Raw genomic sequence first — 20995 nt, forward strand, 5'->3', positions numbered from 1 at the left:
CCCGTGAAGGAGATCGAAATGACCCGCTCCGACGTTCTCATCAGCGCCGATGACCTGCTCGCCCGAATGGCCGACTCCCCCGCGCCGAGACTGCTCGACGTCCGCTGGACCCTGCCCAAACCCGATGGCCGCGAGGACTTCGCCGCCGGACACATCCCCGGCGCACTCTATGTCGACCTCGACACCGAACTCGCCGACCACGACACCACCGACCGCACGGCCGGCCGCCACCCGCTGCCGAGCCCCGAAGCCTTCCAGAAGACGGTACGCTCCTGGGGCATCGACGAAGGCACCGAGGTCGTGGTCTATGACGACAACTCCTCCCTCGGCGCGGCCCGCGCCTGGTGGCTGCTGCGCTGGGCCGGGCTGAGCGCGCGGGTCCTCGACGGCGGACTCGCCGCCTATCGTGATGCCGGCGGGACACTCGAGACCGGCGACTCCCCCGACGTCGTCCCCAGTGCCGTGGAGATCAGCCCGGACTCGCTGCCCGTCATCGGTGCCGAGGCGGCGGCCGGCTTCGACGGAGTCCTGCTCGATGCCCGCGCCGGTGAGCGCTTCCGTGGGGAGACCGAACCGCTCGATCCGCGGGCCGGTCATATTCCCGGGGCGAAGAGTGCCCCTGCCACGGAGAACGTCCCCGCGGGGACATTCCTGCCCGAGGCGCTGCTGCGCGAACGCTTCGATGAGTTGGGCGCCCTCGATGGTCCCGTCGGCGTGTACTGCGGTTCGGGAGTCACCGCCTGCCACAATGCTCTGGCGCTGGCGACCCTCGGAGTCGACGCCAGCCTTTACCCCGCGAGCTGGTCCGGTTGGTCGTCCGATCCCGACCGACCTGCCGAAACCGGAGCCTGAGACTCATTCACCACCGCCACCGACGCCCGCGGCATTCTTGGGTCGATCCACTGCCGTCTGGGCGTGAAAAACGACGCGGATCGTCCTGAGAATCACGCTTCGCCAATGTCACGAACCGTTATTCACGGCTGCGACTGCGTGCCGAGTCACAGGCACAAGCAGACGGAAACACGGCCCCTCACCAGCCATTCCTTCCAGCAATAAGCGTGTGACCTGGGATTATGCATCCGCCCCTGCCGCGGAATCCTTCTGTAACAAAAACGTGACAGAAGATCACGAATTAGTTACAGTGGAGCACATCGTCACAGACAGCCAGGCAACGAGAGGAAATCGTGGCATCTCAGCAGCACGGCCGCCGCGCCGCGAACGTCAAGGCCAAAACACCACTGACCGAGTTGAGCGAACTGCTCGCTGCGAACTCCGGCGCATTCGGCCGCCGCGCCGCAGTCGTCGCCGCCAGCGGCGGACTGCTCACCGCAGCGGTCCTCCCCGCTGCCGGACAGGGAACCGACGACGAGGCGAAGGTCGCGGCTGAGTCCGAGAAGCAGGCGCCCGTCGAGTTCAAGAACCAGACACCGACGATCGACGCCGGCGGTTCATCGGAGAAGGGCGACCAGGAGGCTGAGGTCACCGTCGACACAGACCTCGTCACCGCCGAAGCCGCTCCCAAGCCGAAGCCCAAACCGAAGCCGAAACCTGAGCCGAAGGAGGAGCCGGAGACGACCGTCGCAGAGCCGGCGCCTGCCGAGGAGCCGGAGGAGGAGCCGGAGGAGGAGCCGAGCGAGTCCTCGGACGATGGTTCGTCCGATTCCCCCGGCACCAGCGATGAGGGTCCAGCCGATTCGGGCGATGACAAGAGCAAGGACGACAGCGCGGACTCGGGTTCCGGGGGTGTCGAGGTCCCGGACGGCTCGAAGGCCGAGCAGGTCATCGCCATCGCAAAACAGTACGTCGGCACGCCATATGTGTTGGGCGGGACGTCGCCCAGCGGTTGGGACTGCTCGGGCTACACCTCATACGTCTACGGCAAGGTGGGGGTGAATCTTCCGCGGACGTCTTCGGCTCAGAAGGGTGCCGGGCAGATCGTCTCGGCATCCGAGGCGAAGGCCGGAGACATCATCTGGTCGCCGGGGCACATCGGCATCTACGCGGGCGACGGAATGATGTACGACGCAGGGAACACGCGCGTGAACACCAGCTACCGCAGCGTCGATTGGATGACTCAGCAGGGCGCCCAGTTCGTCCGCGTCCTCTGATTCCCACAACAGCACTGAGTCCCGCAGCGGCTCTGAGCTGTCTTCTCAACTCGGAGGAGCCCCTCAACTCCAGGGACACCCCTCGCCGGCTGGCGAGGGGTGTTCTCGTCTCCGAATCCTTGGCGCTGCGGGGCTTCTCGGCCCCGAGGGGTCACAGGAGCGAGTTCCGGACGATCCGTGCGGGATTCCAGGTGGTTTTCCAGCACGCATCGTCCGGAACTCGCACAGTCGGCTGCGGTCGGCCCTGGTCGGCCCTGGTCAGCCCCGGTCGGCCCCGTTCGGCCCTGGTCAGCCCCGGCCGGCCGTGCTCACCCGCAGTCGGGGGCCTTGTCGCTGCCGTCGTATTCGGCAGGCAGCTGACCCGATGCTTCGAGGTCGCCTTTCAGCCACTTCGCCACGGCTCGCAGCGCATAGGGGTTCGAATCGTATGCGGTCACCGCAGACTTCGCCGGAGTGCTGCGCATCGTCCACGGAGCGGCGGTGCCGACGGCCACCTCGGCCGACGTCGACGGGCTCAGACTCACGGAGGTTCCACCGGATCCGACGGTGAGGTCTTCGGCCTCGGCCGCTTCCTTCAGCGCTGCCTTCTCCTTGTCGCTGCCGCCGACGATCGAGATCGAATCGGTGCCTGTGAAGGAGCATTCGCCCTTGAGCACGGTCAGCGACTTGTCGGCGACTTCGGTGAGGACCTTCTGCGGATCCTTCGCATCCGAGTCCCCGGCCCGCACGCTCTTCTGCGCTTCGGCGGTGGCCAGCTGTGCGGCGACGACGCGTTCGGACTTCTCGACGAGGTCCTTCTTCTTCAGCGTCCCGTCCCCCATCGCCGTGACGATCGCCTTCTGCGCGGCCGCCGAATCCGGGGGCATGAGCGCGATATCGGCTCCGGCGGCGAGCGCCTTGACGGTCTCTCCGCCCTTGAGGTTCTGCGGCACGGCTTTCATGTTCAGGGCATCCGTGGTGATGACACCGTCATAGTCGAGGGTCTCCCGCAGCGCCGAGTAGGCCTTCTTGTTCAACGTCGCGGGCGTCGTCTTCGCATCGGGCAGACCGATATGCCCCATCATCACCATCGGCACTCCGGCCTTGACCGCGGACTTGAATGGCAGGAGATCCGAATCCTGCATCTCCTCGATCGACTTCTCCGACACCGGCAGGCTCTCGTGCGAATCGACGCCGAGGCGGCCGTGTCCCGGGAAGTGCTTCGCCGAGCTCGACACTCCACCGGACCGGTATCCCTCGACGGCGTCGGCGACGACCTCGGCGACATCCTCGTGGTCGGTGCCGCCCGAACGGACGTTGATCGCCTTGTCCTTCGGCCCGACCGTCACGTCGGAGTCCGGAGCGAAGTCGATGGTGAAGCCCAGATCGGTGAGGTTCCGCCCCTGCACGGTCGTGGCGTCGGTGATGAGATCGGAATCATCAGTCGCGGCTAAGCCCATGAGCGGCGGGAACGGCAGCGCAGCGGTGCCCAGGCGTGACACCGGGCCGCCCTCCTGGTCGACGCCGATCGATACGGGCTGGCCCTTCGTCCGTGCCCCGGAGATCTGACCGGTCAGTTCCGTGACCTGGTCCTTCGTCGGGTTCTCCGACAGGTTGTAGCCCATGACGATGACCCCGCCGAGGTGGTTCTGCTTGACCATGTCCACCGGGGTCTGCGTGTCCGTGCCTTCCCAGGTGCCGATGATGAGAGACCCGGCGAGCTCCTCGTCGGAGAAGCCTGCGACGATGTCCGCGGCCTCGTCCTCGAAATCGGCCGAATCCGCGTCGGCAGGGTCGTCGAGGGACGATTCGGTCTGGGCTTCAGACTGTGCTTGGGTCTGAGCACCCGAATCGGCGGAGGAATTCTGTCCGGCCGTGGAGGATTCGGGGGCTGACGCTCCGCCGGAACAACCGACGAGCGAGAGAGTCGTGGTCAGGGCCAGAATGCTCAGGCGAGAACGCAACATGTCCCCATGCTAGACGTTCTCGCCTGCGTGTCGCCTGGGTCAGAGCTCGTCGTGAGCGGCCAGGCGGCGTGCGGTCTCCTTCGCTCCCCGTTCGTGCAGCGATGTCAGTGCCTTGAGATACGGTTCGGTGAACCTCGGCTCCTCGGCCAGCGGTCCGAAGAACTGTTCCTGCCGGACGAATGCCAGCGGGTCCTCTCCCTGTGTCGCCGCCACTGTCTGCAGTTCGTCGGCATAGCGGTCGACGATGGTGAACCGACCGCCGGTCTCATCATGCCCTTCGGCATAGCGGGCCCACGAGGCGCAGATCGCCGCGGCCACCTCGATCGGGTGGCCCGAGGCGAGGTTGTCCTTGACGACCGGCAGCAGCCATTTGGGGATCCGGTCAGACGACTCCGCGCCGAGGCGGGCGAGGGTGTCGCGGATCTCCGGGTTGCTGAACCGTTCGATGAGGGAGTCCTTGTAGGCGTCCAGGTCGATTCCGGGCAGCGGTGCCAGACTCGGTGTGCCTTCCTCATCCATGTATCGGCGCAGGTAGACGGGGATGTCCGGGTTCGCCATCGCCTCGTGGGCGAAGGTGTATCCGCCGAGGAGGCCGAAGTACGCGAGCCCCTGATGCCCGGAGTTGAGCAGGCGCAGCTTCATGTGCTCATAGGGCTGCACATCGTCGACGACCTGCACCCGTGCCTCCTCATAGGGCGGACGACCAGAGGTGAATTCGTCTTCGAGCACCCATTGGAAGAACGGTTCGGCGACGACCGGCCAGGCATCGGCCACGCCCGTGTCGGCCACCAGATCGGCGCGGTCACCGTCGGTGGTGGCCGGGGTGATGCGGTCGACCATCGAGTTCGGGAACGCCACGGACTCGGCGATCCAGTCGGCGAGTTCGGCATCGACGAGACGAGCGAAGGCCGAGAACATCTTCGCCGCCACATCGCCGTTCTCCGAGATGTTGTCACACGACTGCACGGTGAACGGAGCGATACCGGCCGCGCGTCGCGCCCGCAGCGCGGAGACGACATAGCCGAAAACCGTCGCCGGCAGTGCGCCCGCCCGCAACGCCTCGACATCGGCGACGATCGTCGGCTCTTGCGTGATGAACTCTCCGGTGACGGGGTTGACGTTGTATCCGCCTTCGGTGACGGTGAACGAGACGATCCGGATCGCCTCATCGGTGAGCAGATCGAGCAGTCCGGCCGGGTCATCGGGTCCGAATCGGTAGTCGATGATCGACCCGATGACCCGCCGTTCCTTGGTTCCATCGGCGTGTTTGAGGGTGAGCGTGTACAAGTGATCCTGGTCGGCGAGCGCATCGCGCATGGCCACATCGTGGGGCAGCACTCCGGCTCCGACGATCCCCCAGTCGGCGGCGAGTCCAGCACCGAGCAGGTCGTCGAGGACCATCGCCATATGGGCGCGGTGGAATCCGCCGACTCCGAAGTGGACGATGCCGGGACTCACGGCCGAGCGATCATAGGTGGGAACGGCGATGCCGTGGTCGGCCATTTCGGCGAGGTTCTCCGTGGTCAGGGCCAAGGGGGTCGCGCCTCGGCGAGGATCGGACGGTGCGGTGTGTGGTGCGGTCATTTGACGGCTCCCATGGACAGGCCCTGGACGAGTTTGTCCTGGGCGGCGATTCCGGCCACGAGCACGGGCACGGAGATGATGAGCGAGGCAGCGCACACCTGCGACACGAACAGGCCCTGGGAGGTGACGAAGCTGGTGAGGAACACGGGTGCCGTCGACGCCGCCGTGGAGGTGAGCACGGTGGCGAAGAGGAGTTCGTTCCACGAGAAGATGAAGCAGATCAGTGCGGTCGCGGCCAGTCCGGGGGCGGTCAGCGGCAGCAGGATCTGGACGAACACGCGCGGCAGACGGGCACCGTCGAGTTCGGCGGCTTCGAGGACTTCGACGGGCACCTCGGCGAGGAAGGAGCGCATCATCCACACCGCGATCGGCATGTTCATCGCCGAGTAGATGATGATGAGCAGCAGCCAGGTGTCGAGGATGCCGAAGGATTTCGCGACGAGGTAGACGGGCAGGAGGCCCGCAACCATCGGCAGCATCTTCGTCGACAGCAGGAAGAACAGCACGTCCGACCAGCGTTCGATGCGGCGGATCGCCAGCGAGTATGCGGCCATCGTGGACAGGACGAGGACGATGAGCGTCGAGACGATCGCGGCGACCGCGGAGTTGATGAGGAACGGCCACGGGTTCGCGCCGTTGCCGCCGCCGAAGAAGTTGACGAAGGACTCCAGCGTCAGTGGGGCGAAGTAGCTCGGCGGGTTCGTCGAGGCGTCGGTTTCGGCGTGCAGACTGGTCAGCAGCATCCACAGCAGGGGTGAGACGAACAGGAGTCCGACGCACCAGGCCAACAGGCCGAGCAGGATCTTGCCGGCCCGCCCCTGGCCGGGCCGCCTCGGTGCGTTCGCCTTTCGCCGAGGCGGCTCGACCGATCCGGGTGAGCCGGGGTCGGTCGCGGCGGGGGTGACGCCGGGGGCAGGGCGCGTGTTCAACGGCGCCCGGGTCTCGTGGGTGCTCATGAGTTCTCCTCCTTGAGCAGGGTCGATGCGGTGCGCAGGGCGAAGGTCGCGATGATGAGCGAGGCGATGACGACGATGACGCCGACGGCGGAGGCGACTCCGTAGTCCTGGGCGACGAAGAACTCCTGGTAGATGACGTACGGCAGAGTGGCGGTGCCGAGCCCGCCGGAGGTCATGGTGAAGACCATGTCGAAGTTCTGGACGATGTAGATCGTGCCCAGCAGTGCGGCGAGTTCGATGTATCGGCGCAGGTGGGGCAGCGTGATGAAGCGGAAGGTCTGCCAGTGTCCGGCCCCGTCGACCAGGGCCGCCTCGTAGACGTCCATGGGTCGTGACTGCAGTCCGGCGAGCATGATGAGCATCATGAACGGCGTCCACTGCCAGACGAGGACGATCCCGATGCCCAGCAGGGGGTTCGAGGTCATGAGGTCCGGCTGCGGGGCGTTGTCACCGAACACGGTCGTCAGCAGCCCGTTGATCAGTCCGTACGAGGGGTTGAAGATCGCATGTTTGAACAGCAGTGCCGCGGCGACGGGGACGACGAGGAACGGGGTGATCATCAGGGTGCGGACGAAGCCGCGGCCGATGAACTTCCGATCGAGCAGCAGGGCGATGCCCAGGCCCAGCAGTGCCGAGGCCAGCACGACGCCGACGGTGAGCCCGACGGTGACCATGACGGCCTTGAGCAGGTCTGCATCGGTGAAGACGGTGACATAGTTGGCCACGGTGCCGAAGCTGATGTCATCGGGGTAGGCGGCGTTCCAGTTCATGAACGAGATGATGATCGTGATCGCGAACGGAATCTGGGTGACGAGGATGACGAAGATCAGCGCCGGCAGCATGGGCGCACGTTTGAGCCATCGGTCCTTGGCACGGGGTTTCGGCGGCGTGATCGGCTGTGATGCACGCTCGGCGGCGGGAGCTGACACTTCGAACATCCTTCGTCGGGTGAGTGGTTCGGCAGGGCCGGGGCCGGTCCGGTGTCACGGACCGACCGGGGCCGCCTCGGGGAGGGCAATCGTCACCCGCCCCGAGGCGATCGGTCACTTCTTGTACTTGTCTCCGACCTTCTCGGCTTCCTTCTGTCCCTTCTCCAGTGCCTTGTCGACGGTCGTGCGTCCGGCGATGGCGGAGCTGACGTCTTCGGAGATGCCCGTGGCGAGGTCCGCGAATTCGGGGATCGTCACGAACTGGACGCCCAGCGTCGGGCGCGGCTGCACGCCCGGGTTCTCGGGATCGGCCGAGTTGATGGCGTCCTCCGTCTGCTGATAGAAGGGTTCGGCGGCCTTCTGGTACTCGGGGTTCTCGTACGTCGAGGTGCGCTTGCCGGCCGGTACGTGCTGCCAGCCGAGCTCCTCGGCGACGGTCTCCTCGTAGTCCTTCGACGAGGCCCAGGCGACGAACTGCTTCGCCGCGTCCTGGTTCTTGCCCGCTGCCTGGATTCCCCATGCCCAGGTGTAGAGCCAGGAGCTCGAATCCGTCTCCTTCACCGGGGCGGCGACGTAGCCGATCTTGCCCTTGACGGGAGAGTCATCGGCTTCGAGGGTGCCGGTGGCGGCCGTCGAGTCGTACCACATGGCGACCTTGCCCTGCTGCAGGTTCGTCAGGCATTCGGTGTAGCCGGCCTGCGGGGCGCCGGATTCGCCGTGGTCCTTGATGAGGTCGACGTAGAAGTTCGTCGCTTCCTTGAATTCCTTGGAGTCGACCTGGGCATTCCAGTCCTCGTCGAACCAGGTTCCGCCGAAGGTGTTGACCACGGTCGTCAGCGGGGCGAACATCTCACCCCAGCCGGGCAGTCCGCGCAGGCAGATGCCCTTCGTGCCCTTCTCCGCACCGTCGACCTTCGCCGCGAGCTTCGCGACTTCGTCCCAGGTCGGCTTCTCCGGCATCTCCACACCGGCCTTGTCGAAGATGTCCGTGCGGTACATGAGGAACGAGCCCTCACCATAGAACGGCTCACCGTAGATCTTGTCGTCGACCGTCATCGATTCGGCCATGGGGGCGAGGATGTCGTCCTGGTCGAAGCCTTCGGCATCGGCGACGCCTTCGTCCATGGGCGTGAGCCACTTGTTGTTCGCATAGGTCGGGATCTCGTAGTTCGACAGCGAGGCGACGTCGTAGTTGCCGGCCTGAGCGGCGAACTCCTGGCCGATCTTCGCCCGCACCTCGTTCTCAGGCAGCACGGTGTAGTTGACCTTGATGCCGGTGTCCTTGGTGAAATGGTCGGCCGTGAGCTTCTGCAGATCCTGCATCTGCGGATTGTTGACCATGAGGACGTTGACTTCATCGCCGCCGCCTCCGGCCGAGCTGCCGCCGGCGCCGCCGCAGCCGGACAATGCCAGCGCTCCGACCATGCCGATGGCCGCCCATGTGACTCTCCGGCCTGTGATCAGGTGTTTCATCGTTGTGCCTTCCCTCGTCCTTGCGGGATTGCAGCCCGCCATCGGTTCGCTGCGAGAAAATCATATGAGCATCTGTGCTCATATGTGCAATACTGTGTCACGAACCAATCAGATGTGCAACACTTCACATATGAGCGAACACAGAGACGTCGACGCCGAAGGGAGGACCATGCCCACGGTGCCCACCGCCCGCCACCGCCGCTTTCTCGCGCAGCTGGCCCGCGATCACTACCTCGAGGGCCGTTCCAAGGTCGAGATCGGCAAGGCGCACGGACTCAGCCGGTTCCAGGTCGCCCGCCTCCTCCAAGAGGCCGTCGACACCGGCGTCGTGACCATCACCATCGAAGCCGATGCCGGTGAGGAGGACGGCGTGGCCGAGCAGGTCGCCGCGACCTTGAGTCTCGACTCGGTCGTCATCGTCGACATCCCCGATGCCTCCCAGGCTTCCCAGCAGATGGGCCGCGCCGCCCTGTCACTGGTCGGCCGGCAGGCTCGCGCCGGGATGCGCATCGGCCTGTCCTGGTCACGCACCCTCGATTCGGCGGCCGCGTTCACCCCGGCTCTGCCCCGGTGCACGATCGTCCAGCTCGCCGGTGCCCTCCGTTTGGAATCGCATCGTCCCAGCTCGGAGATCTTCACCCGGTTGGGCCAGGATCCGGCCGTGAGCATGGTTCGGCTCCCCGCCCCGCTGCTCGTCACCGAGGCCGGTACCGCCGATGACCTGCGTGCCCTGCCCGAGATCTCCGGGACCCTGGCCGCCGCCGATGACCTCGACCTCGCCGTGGTCTCCGTGGCCTCCTGGGCCGAGGGCCTGTCCTCGGTGTGGGGGAAGTGCTCCCCCGCCCAGCGGCAGGCGGGCATCGATGACGGTGCCATCGCCGAGGTGTCCGGACGTCTGTTCGCCGCCGACGGATCCGATGTCACCACGATCGACGACCGCGTCATCGCCGTCACCCTCGATCAGCTCCGCCGCGCCACGAGGACCGTCGGAGTCGCTCGCGGAGCCGAACGCGCCCGCGCGGTCCGCGCGGCCTGTGCTGCCGGGATCCTCGATATCGCGATCATCGACCGAGCGTTGGCCGATGAGATCCTCGCCGAGGCGGTCGGCCCCGGTGCGCCCGCAGCCGAACCGTCCGAGTTCGCTCCCTCCTCCGCCGAACCGTCCGAGGTCGCCTCGGCCGCCGCCGAGGAGTCCCGATGAGCATCCGTCGTTTCGTCGCCGGTGTCGACTCCTCGACGCAGAGCTGCAAGGTCGTCATCGCCGACCCGGACTCCGGGGACATCATCCGCACCGGTTCGGCCCCGCACCCTCCCGGCACCGAGGTCGCCCCCGAGGCATGGTGGACTGCCCTGCAGAAGGCGATCGCGGCCGCCGGCGGACTCGACGACGTCGCAGGATTGAGCATCAGCGGTCAGCAGCATGGACTCGTCGCCCTCGACGCCGAGGGCCGGGTCATCCGCGATGCCCTGCTGTGGAACGATCTGCGCAGCAAGGCCGCGGCCAGAGACCTCATCGCCGAGGTCGGAGCCGCCGACTATGTCGCACGCACCGGGATCCTGCCCGTCGCCTCCTTCACCGCCGCCAAGCTGCGATGGCTCCGAGTCGCCGAACCGGACAATGCCGCCCGGGTCGCCGCCGTCGCCCTGCCCCATGACTGGCTGAGCTGGCGCTTCCTCGGATACGGCCCCGCCGAATCCTCCGCACGCGGTCCCGTGCTCGATGCTCTGGTCACCGACGCCTCCGATGCCAGCGGCACCGCCTACTTCGACCCCTCCACTTCACGCTACGATCTCGATCTCTTCCGCATCGCCTTCGGTGCGTCCGCTCGTGAGGCCGCAGGTCTGCCATGTGCCGCGGATACGGACGTCGAGGCGGATTCACCGGACGTGAACGAAAAGGGCGACGCCGCCTCGGCGATCATCCTTCCCCGCGTCCTCACCCCCAACGAGGCGGCCGGGCACAGCCCGGACGGAATCGTCGTGGGGCCCGGGGCCGGCGACAATGCGGCCGCGGCACTGGGACTCGGGGTCACCTCGGGGGATCTCGTCATCTCGATCGGAACCTCGGGCACTGTCTTCGGGACCACCGACCTGCCCATCGCCGATTCGTCCGGAGCGGTGGCCGGATTCGCCTCCGCCGACGGCGGGCGCCTGCCGCTGGTTGCCACACTCAACGCCGCCCGGGTCCTCGATTCGGCGGCGACGCTCCTGCGGGTCAGCCACGACGAACTCGCGGCCCTGGCGCTGGCGTCCCGGCCGGGAGCGGACGGGCTCACGCTCGTACCGTACTTCGAGGGCGAGCGCACCCCGAACCTGCCCGATGCCACGGCCCGCCTCGAGGGGATGACTCTGGGCAACTCCTCGGCGGAGAACGTCGCTCGTGCCTTCGTCGAAGGCATGCTGTGCGGTCTGGCCGACGGACTCGATGCCGTGCAGGCGCAGGGTCTGGAGGCCGGACGGCTGCTGCTCATCGGCGGGGCGGCGCGCAATCCTGCCGTCCGGGAGGTCGCCCGCGATATATTCACCGTACCCATCGACGTTCCCGAACAGGCCGAATACGTCGCCATCGGGGCGGCTCGGCAGGCGGCGTGGACACTGTCGGGAGCCCTGCCCGACTGGACCGTCGAGCTGGTCGCCACGCTGCATCCGCGGCCATCCCAGGTACGGCAGCAGTACCGGTCCTTTGCAGCGCAGACGGCTGCTCAGCAGACTGCTGCTCAGCAGACGGCGGGTCTCGTCTCGCCCGACCGCACAACGCAGGAACGGTCTTCGTTCAAGTCCTCTACGTCGGAACGGTCTTCGTCCAAGTCCTCTACGTCCGAACGCTCATCGTCCGATCAATCACTGCCCGATCACCGTGGATCTTCGGGTGCGCACGCATCCGTGAAAGGTTGAGAACAATGGCCACTGTCACCTTCGACAAAGCACTGCGTCAGTATCCCGAGGCGCTCAAACCCTCCGTCGACGAGGTCAGCCTCGATATCGCCGACGGGGAGTTCCTCGTCCTCGTCGGCCCCTCGGGCTGCGGGAAGTCGACGACCCTGCGCATGCTCGCCGGGCTCGAACCCGTCGACTCCGGGCACATCCGCATCGGCGACCACGATGTCACGGACCTCTCCCCGAGGGAACGGGACATTGCGATGGTGTTCCAGAACTATGCGCTCTACCCGCACATGAGCGTGCGCGAGAACATGGCGTTTGCGCTCAAGATCGCGGGAGTCGCCAAGCAGGAACGCGATCAGCGCGTCGCCGAAGCCGCGCGGCTGCTCGACCTGGAGCCGTACCTCGACCGCAAACCCAAGGCACTGTCCGGCGGTCAGCGACAGCGGGTGGCGATGGGACGCGCCATCGTCCGCTCCCCGCAGGTCTTCCTCATGGACGAGCCGCTGTCGAACCTCGATGCGAAGCTGCGTGTGCAGACCCGCGCGCAGATCGCCTCCCTGACTCGCCGCCTCGGTGTCACCACGGTCTACGTCACCCACGATCAGGTGGAGGCGATGACGATGGGCGACCGGGTCGCGGTCCTCGCCGATGGCCGGCTGCAGCAGGTGGACACTCCAGCGAATCTCTACGATCGTCCGGCGAATCTCTTCGTCGCGGGCTTCATGGGCTCGCCGGCGATGAACCTCATCGACGTGTCTGTCGAGGGAACGTCGCTGCGCCTCGGCGATGTCGAACTGTCCCTGACGGCGGAGCAGCGTGACCAGGTCACGGGTGAGACCGTCACCGTCGGCATCCGACCGGAGGACCTGCAGGTCACCGAGACTCAAGGCCTCGAGGTCACCGTCGATCTCGTCGAGGAGCTCGGCGCCGATGCCTTCGTCCACGGTCGTGCGGGACTGGCCTCGGGCGTGAAGACGGTCGTGGCACGTGTCGCCGGTCGGTCGACCATTCGCCGCGGTGACACCGTGCGCGTGGCTCCCGATGCCGCACGCCTGCACCTCTTCGACACCGCTTCGGGCAGCCGCCTGGCCGAGGACGCACGCCGCGCTGCGTGATCGGCGGGCCGGGCGCCGTGCTCGGCGGGGCGAGGGACGCGAGCGTACGGCACGCCGCGCTGCGTGATCGACGGGTCGCGCTGCGTGATCGACGGGTCGCGCTGCGTGATCGGCGAGCCGGGGGCCATGCTTGGCTGGTCGGGCGCCGTGATCGGCGGGGCAAGGGAAGCGAGCGCATCGCGGGACGGCAGAGCCGCCTCGGGGAGCGAATGCGGGACATCACACAGGCCGAATCTCGCCGCTGAGTCAGGCGAATCGAGCGTGCGCGATTATGATCGGATCATGGTCGATTTCGCACGCTCTGCCCGCTCCACCCTCGGTGTCGAGTGGGAACTGGCTCTGCTGGATTCTCGCAGCCTGGACCTGACTCCGGCTGCCGAGACTCTGTTGGCGGATGTGGCCGAGCATGCGCCCGAGTTCGAGAAGCACATCGTCGGTGAGATGCTCACGAACACCATCGAACTCGTCACCGGCGTGCACACCCAGGTGTCGACCGTTGCGGATGACCTGGCCACCTCGCTCGGAGCGCTGCGGACGCTGACCGAGGCGCGCGGCGTCGAACTGATGTCGGCGGGCACCCACCCGTTCGCCCAGTGGCAGTCGCAGGAGGTCAGGGCGAAGGACCGTTACCTCGAACTCGTCGATCGCACCCAGTGGTGGGGGCGGAACATGCTGATCTTCGGAGTCCACGTCCACGTCGGCATCGACTCGCGCGACAAGGTGCTGCCGATCGTCAACGCGCTGCTCGCCTATGTCCCTCACCTGCAGGCACTGTCCGCATCGTCTCCGTTCTGGGGCGGGACTGACACCGGCTATGCCTCGAACCGGGCGATGATGTTCCAGCAGCTGCCCACGGCGGGTCTGCCGTTCCAGTTCGATGCGTGGGCGGACTACGAGAAGTACGTCGACGATATGCTCACCACCGGGATCATCGACAATATCAACGAGATCCGCTGGGACATCCGCCCCGCCCCGCACTGGGGCACCGTCGAGGTCCGCGTCTGCGACGGACTGCCGACCCTCGAGGAGATCCTCGCTGTCACTGCGTTCATCCAGTGCCTCGTCGATGACATGTCCGAACGCCTCGACGCCGGTGAGACCCTGCCGACGATGCCGGATTGGTTCCACAACGAGAACAAATGGCGCGCCGCCCGCTACGGCATGGACGCGATCATCATCGAAAACGCCGCGGCCGACGAGCGTCTCGTCACCGAGTGCCTCGCCGACGAGGTCGAACGACTCACGCCCGTTGCCGAACGCCTCGGCTGTGTCGACGAGCTGCACTCGATCACCTCGATCATCGAACGAGGCGTGCCCTACCAGCGCCTACAGAAGGTCTTTGGGACCACGGGCTCGCTCACCGAGGTGACCCGCTCGCTCATCGGCGACCTGCGCAACTCGTACAGCTGAGGGGCTGGGCGAGCAGCCGTCCGTCGAGACACGGGTGGAGTGTCGAGAAACGCACGTGCGCACCCGTTTTTCGACACGCTACCCGTTTCTCGGCAGCAAGCAGGCGGCAGCAGGCAGGCGGGCGCCCGGTCACAGGTGCGGGCGCAGCAGTTCCAGCAGCGTCGGCAGCGCAGCGGCGACTCCCGGGTGCAGCTCAAAATCCTCGAGCTCGTCCACCGGCACCCACGACAGCTGGATGCTCTCGGGGTCGTTGATGACGGCGTCGAAGCGGCGCAGGGTCTTCGCGATCACCGTGGTGTAGCTCCAGGTGCCGAGGTCGAGGACATGCGTCTCGAGGATCTCGATGCCCGATCCGTCCTGGTCGGGCACCCCGGCCTCTTCCCACGACTCCCGGACCGCGGCGTCGATGGCCGACTCGCCCATATCGCGGGCGCCGCCGGGGAAGCCCCAGGTCCCGCCCTCGACCGACCACAGCGCCCGGTGCTGCATGAGCACCCCGCGCTCGGGATCGACGAGCATGAGCCCCGCGGCCCCATTGAGCCCCCAATGCTTCTTCCCATCGGACCCGTACGTCCACCCATCACCGGATCGCCGAGGCGGCCGACCGTCAGGCAGATGTGTGGACTTCGCCGCCTGTGCGTTGCGTTCGGCGGCGTCGATCGCCGCATCGTGCGCAGCGCTGCTGGCAGCCTCGTCGCCGGCTCGGGTCTCTTCGTTCTCAGACGAGGACATGATCGACATCCAAAGAGGAGACGGCGGCGAAGGACAGGTCGCTCGGCCCGATTCCGCGGGAGACAAGCTCCGCGCCGAGGGCTGCGACCATGGCTCCATTGTCCGTGCACAGTGTCAAGGGCGGCACCCGCAGAGTCACGCCCGCCTCGGCGCAGCGAGCCGCGAGCACCTCACGCAGGTGCGAGTTCGCGGCCACTCCTCCCCCGAGCACGACATGGTTGATGCCGGTGTCGGCTGCCGCCAGCAGAGTCTTGGTCACGAGCACGTCGACGACAGCATCTTCGAACCCGGCGGCGATATCGGCCACCCGCAGGTCCGCGCCCAGAGTCTCGGCCTTCGTCACCTCGCGCAGTGCAGCGGTCTTGAGCCCGGAGAACGAGAAGTTATACCGACGCTCGGGGTCCCGAAGGTCCTGTTTCTTCGCCAGTCCGCGCGGGAACTTCACTGCCTTCCGGTCGCCGGGGACTCCGGTGCCGTCGAGCAGACCGAGGGCCGCCTTCGAGATGTTCGGGCCGCCGGGATAGTTCAGCCCCAGCAGACGCGCGGTCTTGTCAAAGGCCTCACCTGCGGCATCGTCGATCGTGGCGCCGAGGAGCTCGATGTCGTCGACGACATCTCCGATGCGCAGAATCTCGGTGTGACCGCCCGAGACGAGCAGGGCGATGGTCGGCGTGGTCAGCCCGTCGACATCCTCGGCGACGAGATCGACGGCGACGTGCGCGGCCAGATGGTTCACGCCGTAGAGAGGTCTGCCCAGAGCGGCGGCAAGGCCTTTGGCCGCGCCGACCCCGACCATGAGTGCACCGGAGAGACCCGGCCCGGCGGTGACGGCGATGGCGTCGATGTCGGACAGCTCCACCTCGGCGGCCTCACATGCCGAGGCGATGGCGGGGCCGATGGCCTGCACATGAGCGCGGGAGGCGACCTCGGGCACGACTCCGCCGAAGCGGATATGTTCGTCCATCGACGAGGACACGGTGTTCGTCAGCAGCGTGCGGCCGCGGACGATGCCGACCCCGGTCTCGTCGCACGAGGATTCGATGCCGAGGACGAGTGGTTCGCTCATGCTTCGTCCTCGTCAGCGTCGGCCGAATCCGTGCCGTCCCCGGAATCCGCAGCCTCGAGCGAGAGATCGGAATAGGCGGCGACGAGTTCGGGTTCGGTCGCCTCGGCGATGTCGATGCCGAGGGCGCGGGCGAACAGGCGCAGGTGCGTGTCCCACATGGGACCGAAATCGGCTGCCTGGCCTCGGGCAGATTCGACATCGGCGGCGGTGTGGGTGAACACCAGCAGGCTCTCGTCACCCGAATCTCCTTCGACCGGCAGGAGTCGAATGCCGAGGACTCCGAAGGCTTCGAGTTCGAGCAGCACGTGGTCGTAGTCGTCGCAGCTGAGGACGGAGCCGTCCAAGTCGGCGTCTTCGAGCTCGAAGGTCAGCGGCCGGGAAGCTGGCCCATCGCCGTCGTCGCCCGTATCTGCCGTTTCCTCGCCGAGGCGGAACGGCGCGAACCATGTTCCTGCGGTCTCGGCATCGGTCAGTGCGTTCCACACCGTTTCGACGTCGCGGGCCAGGAGCAGCTCGATGACGAGGTCGGTGCCGTTTTCCCAGGTGACCAGGCGGGGGCTGGGCTCGCTCATGCTTCGACCCAGGCTCCGTCGAGGGTGGCTTTCTCATCCGCGCTCAGCTGCAGCTCCGTGCCGGCAAGCAGCTCGGTGAGCTGTTCGGGCACACGTGCCGAGGCGATCGTCGAGGGGATGAAATCGTGCGTGAGCTGCCAGGCGATGGCCGTGGCCGTCATCGACGCTCCGTGGTCGGCGGCGACATCATGGAGGGCTTCGAGGGCGCCGAGGGCTTTCTGGTCGTCGACGAAATCGGCCACACGGTCACCGCGGACGCTGCCGGTGGCGTCTCCGCCGGTGTGTTTGCCGGTGAGGAACCCCGACGCCAGCGAGTGGAACGGCAGTTCGGCGATGCCCTCAGCGCGCAGGTACGCCTGCTTCTGCGGATCGACGGCGGCACGGGAGACGAGGTTGAACCGGTCCTGGACGACCCGATAGCAGGCAAGCGAGAACTTCGTCGAGATCTTCCGGGCCTTCTGCAGACGTTCGAGGCTGAAGTTCGATGCTCCGAGGTAGCTGACCTTGCCGGAGCGGACGAGAGCGTCGAAGGTCTCGGCGACGGCGACCTGGTCGACCTCGTCATCGTCTCTGTGGGCGTAGTAGACGTCGATGTGGTCGGTGCCGAGTCGGCGCAGCGAGTCGTCGACGCAGTTGCGGATGTTCGCCGGGTCGAGGCCCCGGCCCTTCGGGTGCATGCCGACCTTGGTGGCGATGACCATGTCGTCGCGGTTGCCGCGCGCCTTCATCCATTCGCCGATGATGGTCTCGGACTCTCCGCCCGAGTTCCCCTCGACCCAGGCCGAATACGCATCCGCGGTGTCGATGAAATTTCCACCGGCCTCGGCATAGGCGTCGAGGACGGCGAAGCTCTGATCCCGATCCGCACCCCAGCCGAAGGGGTTGCCGCCCAGCTGAAGAGGGTGGACGAAGAGATCGGTATCTGCCAATTGCACACGTGTCATACCCTCCAGACTACCCGTTCGACCTCCACGACTTCGGGACCGGATCATCAACCCGGAGCTCGGGTCAGGCCACGGCATCGCTGTGCATTGATGCCGAGCACACCGTGTTCATGGTCGGCCTCACCGAGGCGACCGGCCACCGCGCGGCTGCGGTGGCCTAGGTTCGGATCCGCAGACGCATGAGGATTCCCGCGGCTCCCGGATAGTAGTCCGGGCGCCGTCCCCATTCCTCGAATCCGAAGGCTGCGTACATCTCCAGCGCCGCGGTGTTGCGTTCGTCGACTTCGAGGTGGACGACCTCGGCCCCGCGGTCCTTCGCCCAGTCGATTCCCGCCCGCAGCAGGGCGCGGCCGATGCCCTGGCCGCGTGCCGCCTCGGTGGTGGCGATCGTCATCACATCGGCTTCCGCACCGGCCCCTGACATGACGATCCATCCGGCCAGCTCCCCCGCCGAGGCGGTGGCGTCCTCGCCTGAGGCTGTGGAGTCCGCATCCGAATCGTCCGCCGAGGCGGCTCTGGCGGCGAGCATGATCGTGCCGTTCTGTGCCTTCACCGACCAGTAGTAGCCGAGCGTCCACGCGGTCGGGCCGAAGATCGCCGCATCGTGGTCGGCCACCTCGGCGAGGTCCCACCAGGGAAGCTCAGCGATGGTCGTGGACGTCATCTCAGTGAGCTCTCCCGCACCGGGGTTGCCTTCGCATCGGCTTCGCGCAGGTATTCGGGAATCGGTTCGCGCAGTTCTCGGCCGGCGGTGAGTTCCCGTGCCGCGGCGAGGGCGAGGTATTCGGCACGGGGATCGGTGATCAACTCGACGCTCGGCTCTCCGAGAATGTCCGGATAGAGGAGGAACCCACGGCCGAGCCTCTCCTCGATCGTTTCGAGCCGAAAGCCGTTGTCGGCGAGAACCGAGGCGACCTCGGCCGGTTTCGCCACAAAAGGTCCTGCGCTCAGTGTGGCATCGGTGGAGTCGTAGACGCTGAAGTAGACCTCTTTGCGGCGGGCGTCGGAGGCGATGAGGACGGGCCGGCCGGATTCGTTCGCCGCGGGCGATGCGACCTGAGATGCAGGCGTCGCCAGGTCAGCGGCGCTGCGCACGAACTCTTCGGCGATCGCGGCTTGGGACAGCAGTCCCTTGACGGGGATCCCGTGGGCCTGACCGACGGCGATTCCGGCGGCGATGCCGACCCGCAGTCCGGTGAAGGGACCAGGACCGATGCCGACGACGACGAGTTCGGGTTGGGAATCCTCGGCGAGCACACTGGCGAGCGCGGGACCGATGAACTCGACATGCCGCCGCTGGTCATCGGCGTGTTCGGCAGCGATGATCGAACCGGTGTCCGTGTCCACCAGCGCCACGGAGGCCGACTGCGAGGTGTCGATGGCCAGAATGATCATGATTCGTCTCCCTCATTCGCGAAGTCCTCGGCAGGCAGATCTGCAGGGCTCAGGTCGTCGACTCTCACGCCTGCCAGTGCTGAGACAGCGGCCTCAACCGCGGGCATCCGCTCGGCCCAGGCAGCTCCGCGACCGGTGAGGTCGACGGTGCGCCGCTCGGCCTCGGGCTCGTCCTCGGGTGCGTCCTCGGGCTCGTCCTCGGGCTCGTCCTCGGGTTCGTCCTCGTCATTCGCGCCGACCGGCTCACCGTCGGCCTTCCCGCCCTCGGCGATCTCGTCCCATACCGGGGTGATGGTGATGTCGAGATGATCGCTGCTGAGCTGTTCGGCCATCCCGGCACCCCATTCGACGACCGTGATCGACTCGTCCAGTTCGGAGTCGAGGTCGAGGTCCTCGAGCTCCTCCCCGTCGGCCAAGCGGTACGCGTCGACGTGGACGAGGGCGGGTCCGCCCGTCCGCGACGGATGTTCGCGGGCGATGACGAACGTCGGTGAGGTGATCCGCCCGGCCACGTCGAGGGTCTTGCCCAGCGATTGGGTGAATGTCGTCTTCCCCGCACCGAGGTTGCCCGTGAGGATGAGCAGGTCACCGGCGCGCAGGTGCTCGGCCAGGGCCGCAGCGAACGTGCGCATCTGCTCCAGGGATTCGAGATGGACCCTCATCGTCCGTCTCCCTTCCGGGCGACCCGGTCGACGCGGGCGCTGAGCTGGGTGACGATTTCGTAATTGATCGTGTTCGCCCAGGTCCCCCATTCGGCCGCGCTCGGCCCACCGGGACCGAAGATGACGACCTCGTCGCCGATGGCCACCTCTTCGTTGCCGGCGCCGATGTCGATGATCATCTGATCCATGGCGATGCGCCCGACGACGGGATAGCGGCGACCCCGGATGGCCACCTCGGCGCGGTTGGATGCCGCCCGCGGCAGTCCGTCCCCGTACCCACCGGGCACGAGCGCGAACCGGGTGTCGGTCGCAGCGGTGAACGTCAGCCCGTAGGAAGCACCGTGACCTGCGGGAATGTCCTTGAGATTGATGACGGTGGAGACCAGCCGCATGACCGGTCGCAGTCCGAGAACCGTCGGATCGCCGTCGTCGAGCGGGGACAGACCGTAGAGGGCGAGCCCCACCCGCGCCGAGGTGCCCGGGCACGGTCCCAGGGTGAGCGCACCCGGTGAGTTCACGATGTGCACATCCAGGTCGTCCGATTCGCCGAGGCGGCCGTCCGCGGCGTCGAGCACTGCCCGCAGCTGCCCGTGGGCGGAGGAGAAGACCGCGCTCTGCGCTGCGGTCTCTGGGCGTTCGGGTTCGTCGGCGACCGCGAAGTGGCTCATGATCCCGACGACGCGGATATCGGCAGCGGCGGCGCGAGCTTCGGCGTCATCAGTGCGGCTGTCGTCGGCGTGGCGGCGCAGCCAGTCGAAGGCGCGGACGAGGGCTTCCGGGGACAGACCGTTGCGGCCGAGACCGGTGTCGATCTTCAGATGGGCTCGGGCGGTGACGCCGGTGCGGCGAGCCGCCTCGGCGAGCCGTTCGAGAGCCCCGACCGTCGAAATGCCCAGTTCGATGTCGGCGCGCACCGCTTCGTCGAGGTCGGTGGTGGGTCCGTAGAGCCAGGCGAGGATCTGCGCTTCGGGGCCGAGCAGGCTGCGCAGACGAAGGGCTTCGGGGATCGTGGCCACGCAGAACTCGCGCCATCCGGCCGAGAAGAGGGCGGGTGCAATGAGGTCGATGCCGTGGCCGTAGGCGTTTGCCTTGACGACGCATTTGAGGCGGGCCGGTGAGAGGCGATCGGCAAGGACGGCGGCGTTGTCGCGCAGGGCCGCCTCGTCGATCTCGGCCCGCACGAGAGCCTCGGGGATGTCGAAAGATGTCACTGGATAAGA

20 protein-coding genes are annotated in these 20995 nt (G+C 67.0%); 7 read left to right on the forward strand and 13 right to left on the reverse strand.

Translation table 11 applies throughout. The annotated features are described in order from the left end of the window. The first annotated feature begins 18 nt into the window (after positions 1-18). Both BLIN9172_RS05230 and BLIN9172_RS05235 read left to right on the forward strand, forming a co-directional pair. On the forward strand, positions 19-852 hold the full coding sequence (locus tag BLIN9172_RS05230) for a sulfurtransferase (RefSeq protein WP_101554103.1): 834 nt from the start codon (positions 19-21) through the stop codon (positions 850-852). 332 nt (positions 853-1184) lie between these two features. Further along, entirely contained in the window at positions 1185-2108 is a 924-nt protein-coding gene (locus BLIN9172_RS05235) for a C40 family peptidase (protein WP_101554104.1), read from the forward strand. 308 nt (positions 2109-2416) lie between these two features. Here the strand turns inward: BLIN9172_RS05235 and BLIN9172_RS05240 are convergent, their stop codons facing one another. From BLIN9172_RS05240 to BLIN9172_RS05260, 5 genes are all read right to left on the reverse strand, one after another. Next, positions 2417-4054 carry a glycoside hydrolase family 3 N-terminal domain-containing protein gene (locus tag BLIN9172_RS05240; RefSeq protein WP_101554105.1) on the reverse strand — a complete coding sequence of 546 codons (1638 nt, stop codon included), beginning with the start codon at positions 4052-4054 and terminating at the stop codon, positions 2417-2419. A 39-nt stretch (positions 4055-4093) separates the two neighbouring features. Next, positions 4094-5638 carry a mannitol dehydrogenase family protein gene (locus BLIN9172_RS05245; RefSeq protein ID WP_373270451.1) on the reverse strand — a complete coding sequence of 515 codons (1545 nt, stop codon included), beginning with the start codon at positions 5636-5638 and terminating at the stop codon, positions 4094-4096. Next, positions 5635-6594 (reverse strand): carbohydrate ABC transporter permease, encoded by a 960-nt coding sequence (locus BLIN9172_RS05250; RefSeq protein WP_240812017.1) that lies wholly within the window; start codon positions 6592-6594, stop codon positions 5635-5637. The genes BLIN9172_RS05245 and BLIN9172_RS05250 overlap by 4 nt, the downstream gene beginning before the upstream one ends. Next, positions 6591-7532, reverse strand: a complete 942-nt coding sequence (locus BLIN9172_RS05255; RefSeq protein ID WP_240812016.1) for a carbohydrate ABC transporter permease — start codon at positions 7530-7532, stop codon at positions 6591-6593. The genes BLIN9172_RS05250 and BLIN9172_RS05255 overlap by 4 nt, the downstream gene beginning before the upstream one ends. 105 nt (positions 7533-7637) lie before the next feature. Then, a complete protein-coding gene (locus BLIN9172_RS05260) occupies positions 7638-8996 on the reverse strand; it encodes an ABC transporter substrate-binding protein (RefSeq protein WP_101554106.1) in 1359 nt (452 codons plus the stop codon). Positions 8997-9126: 130 nt separating this feature from the next. Here BLIN9172_RS05260 and BLIN9172_RS05265 point away from each other — a divergent pair, with 130 nt between their 5' ends. From BLIN9172_RS05265 to BLIN9172_RS05280, 4 genes are all read left to right on the forward strand, one after another. Next, positions 9127-10197, forward strand: coding sequence for a sugar-binding domain-containing protein (locus BLIN9172_RS05265; protein ID WP_170286876.1), 1071 nt, complete (start codon positions 9127-9129; stop codon positions 10195-10197). After that, positions 10194-11891, forward strand: coding sequence for a xylulokinase (locus BLIN9172_RS05270; protein ID WP_101554107.1), 1698 nt, complete (start codon positions 10194-10196; stop codon positions 11889-11891). Before BLIN9172_RS05265 ends, BLIN9172_RS05270 begins: the two co-directional genes overlap by 4 nt. 5 nt (positions 11892-11896) lie before the next feature. Beyond that, positions 11897-12994, forward strand: coding sequence for an ABC transporter ATP-binding protein (locus BLIN9172_RS05275; protein WP_101554108.1), 1098 nt, complete (start codon positions 11897-11899; stop codon positions 12992-12994). Between the two features lie 282 nt (positions 12995-13276). Next, positions 13277-14404 (forward strand): glutamate--cysteine ligase, encoded by a 1128-nt coding sequence (locus BLIN9172_RS05280; protein WP_101554109.1) that lies wholly within the window; start codon positions 13277-13279, stop codon positions 14402-14404. 129 nt (positions 14405-14533) lie between these two features. Here BLIN9172_RS05280 and BLIN9172_RS05285 read toward each other — a convergent pair whose 3' ends face one another. Genes BLIN9172_RS05285 through BLIN9172_RS05300 form a run of 4 tightly spaced genes read right to left on the reverse strand, consistent with a single transcriptional unit; the run spans position 14534 to position 17718 of the window. Beyond that, positions 14534-15136, reverse strand: a complete 603-nt coding sequence (locus tag BLIN9172_RS05285; protein ID WP_101554110.1) for an NUDIX domain-containing protein — start codon at positions 15134-15136, stop codon at positions 14534-14536. Continuing rightward, the gene (gene tsaD, locus BLIN9172_RS05290) at positions 15123-16202 is read right to left on the reverse strand and encodes a tRNA (adenosine(37)-N6)-threonylcarbamoyltransferase complex transferase subunit TsaD (RefSeq protein WP_101554111.1); all 1080 of its coding nucleotides are present in this window, start codon (positions 16200-16202) and stop codon (positions 15123-15125) included. The genes BLIN9172_RS05285 and tsaD overlap by 14 nt, the downstream gene beginning before the upstream one ends. Continuing rightward, the gene (locus BLIN9172_RS05295) at positions 16199-16774 is read right to left on the reverse strand and encodes an SRPBCC family protein (protein ID WP_101554112.1); all 576 of its coding nucleotides are present in this window, start codon (positions 16772-16774) and stop codon (positions 16199-16201) included. Before BLIN9172_RS05295 ends, tsaD begins: the two co-directional genes overlap by 4 nt. After that, positions 16771-17718 carry an aldo/keto reductase gene (locus BLIN9172_RS05300; protein WP_164742820.1) on the reverse strand — a complete coding sequence of 316 codons (948 nt, stop codon included), beginning with the start codon at positions 17716-17718 and terminating at the stop codon, positions 16771-16773. Before BLIN9172_RS05300 ends, BLIN9172_RS05295 begins: the two co-directional genes overlap by 4 nt. On the opposite strand from BLIN9172_RS05300, the gene BLIN9172_RS18065 reads away from it, so the two are divergent. Continuing rightward, a complete protein-coding gene (locus tag BLIN9172_RS18065; RefSeq protein WP_164742821.1) occupies positions 17712-17879 on the forward strand; it encodes a hypothetical protein in 168 nt (55 codons plus the stop codon). The two genes, BLIN9172_RS05300 and BLIN9172_RS18065, sit on opposite strands and share 7 nt — an antisense overlap. Here BLIN9172_RS18065 and BLIN9172_RS05305 read toward each other — a convergent pair. From BLIN9172_RS05305 to alr, 4 genes are read right to left on the reverse strand one after another with little or no spacing between them, the layout of a single operon-like run. Further along, complete coding sequence (locus BLIN9172_RS05305; protein ID WP_101554113.1) at positions 17876-18382, reverse strand: GNAT family N-acetyltransferase; 507 nt, start codon at positions 18380-18382, stop codon at positions 17876-17878. The two genes, BLIN9172_RS18065 and BLIN9172_RS05305, sit on opposite strands and share 4 nt — an antisense overlap. Further along, positions 18379-19113 (reverse strand): tRNA (adenosine(37)-N6)-threonylcarbamoyltransferase complex dimerization subunit type 1 TsaB, encoded by a 735-nt coding sequence (gene tsaB / locus BLIN9172_RS05310; protein WP_101554114.1) that lies wholly within the window; start codon positions 19111-19113, stop codon positions 18379-18381. Before tsaB ends, BLIN9172_RS05305 begins: the two co-directional genes overlap by 4 nt. Further along, positions 19110-19775, reverse strand: coding sequence for a tRNA (adenosine(37)-N6)-threonylcarbamoyltransferase complex ATPase subunit type 1 TsaE (gene tsaE, locus BLIN9172_RS05315; protein ID WP_101554115.1), 666 nt, complete (start codon positions 19773-19775; stop codon positions 19110-19112). Before tsaE ends, tsaB begins: the two co-directional genes overlap by 4 nt. Then, a complete protein-coding gene (gene alr, locus BLIN9172_RS05320; protein ID WP_101554116.1) occupies positions 19772-20986 on the reverse strand; it encodes an alanine racemase in 1215 nt (404 codons plus the stop codon). Before alr ends, tsaE begins: the two co-directional genes overlap by 4 nt. Positions 20987-20995: the final 9 nt, after the last annotated feature.

It is taken from the genome of Brevibacterium linens ATCC 9172 (genome assembly GCF_900169165.1).
In the GTDB taxonomy this organism is placed as follows: Bacteria; Actinomycetota; Actinomycetes; order Actinomycetales; family Brevibacteriaceae; genus Brevibacterium; species Brevibacterium linens.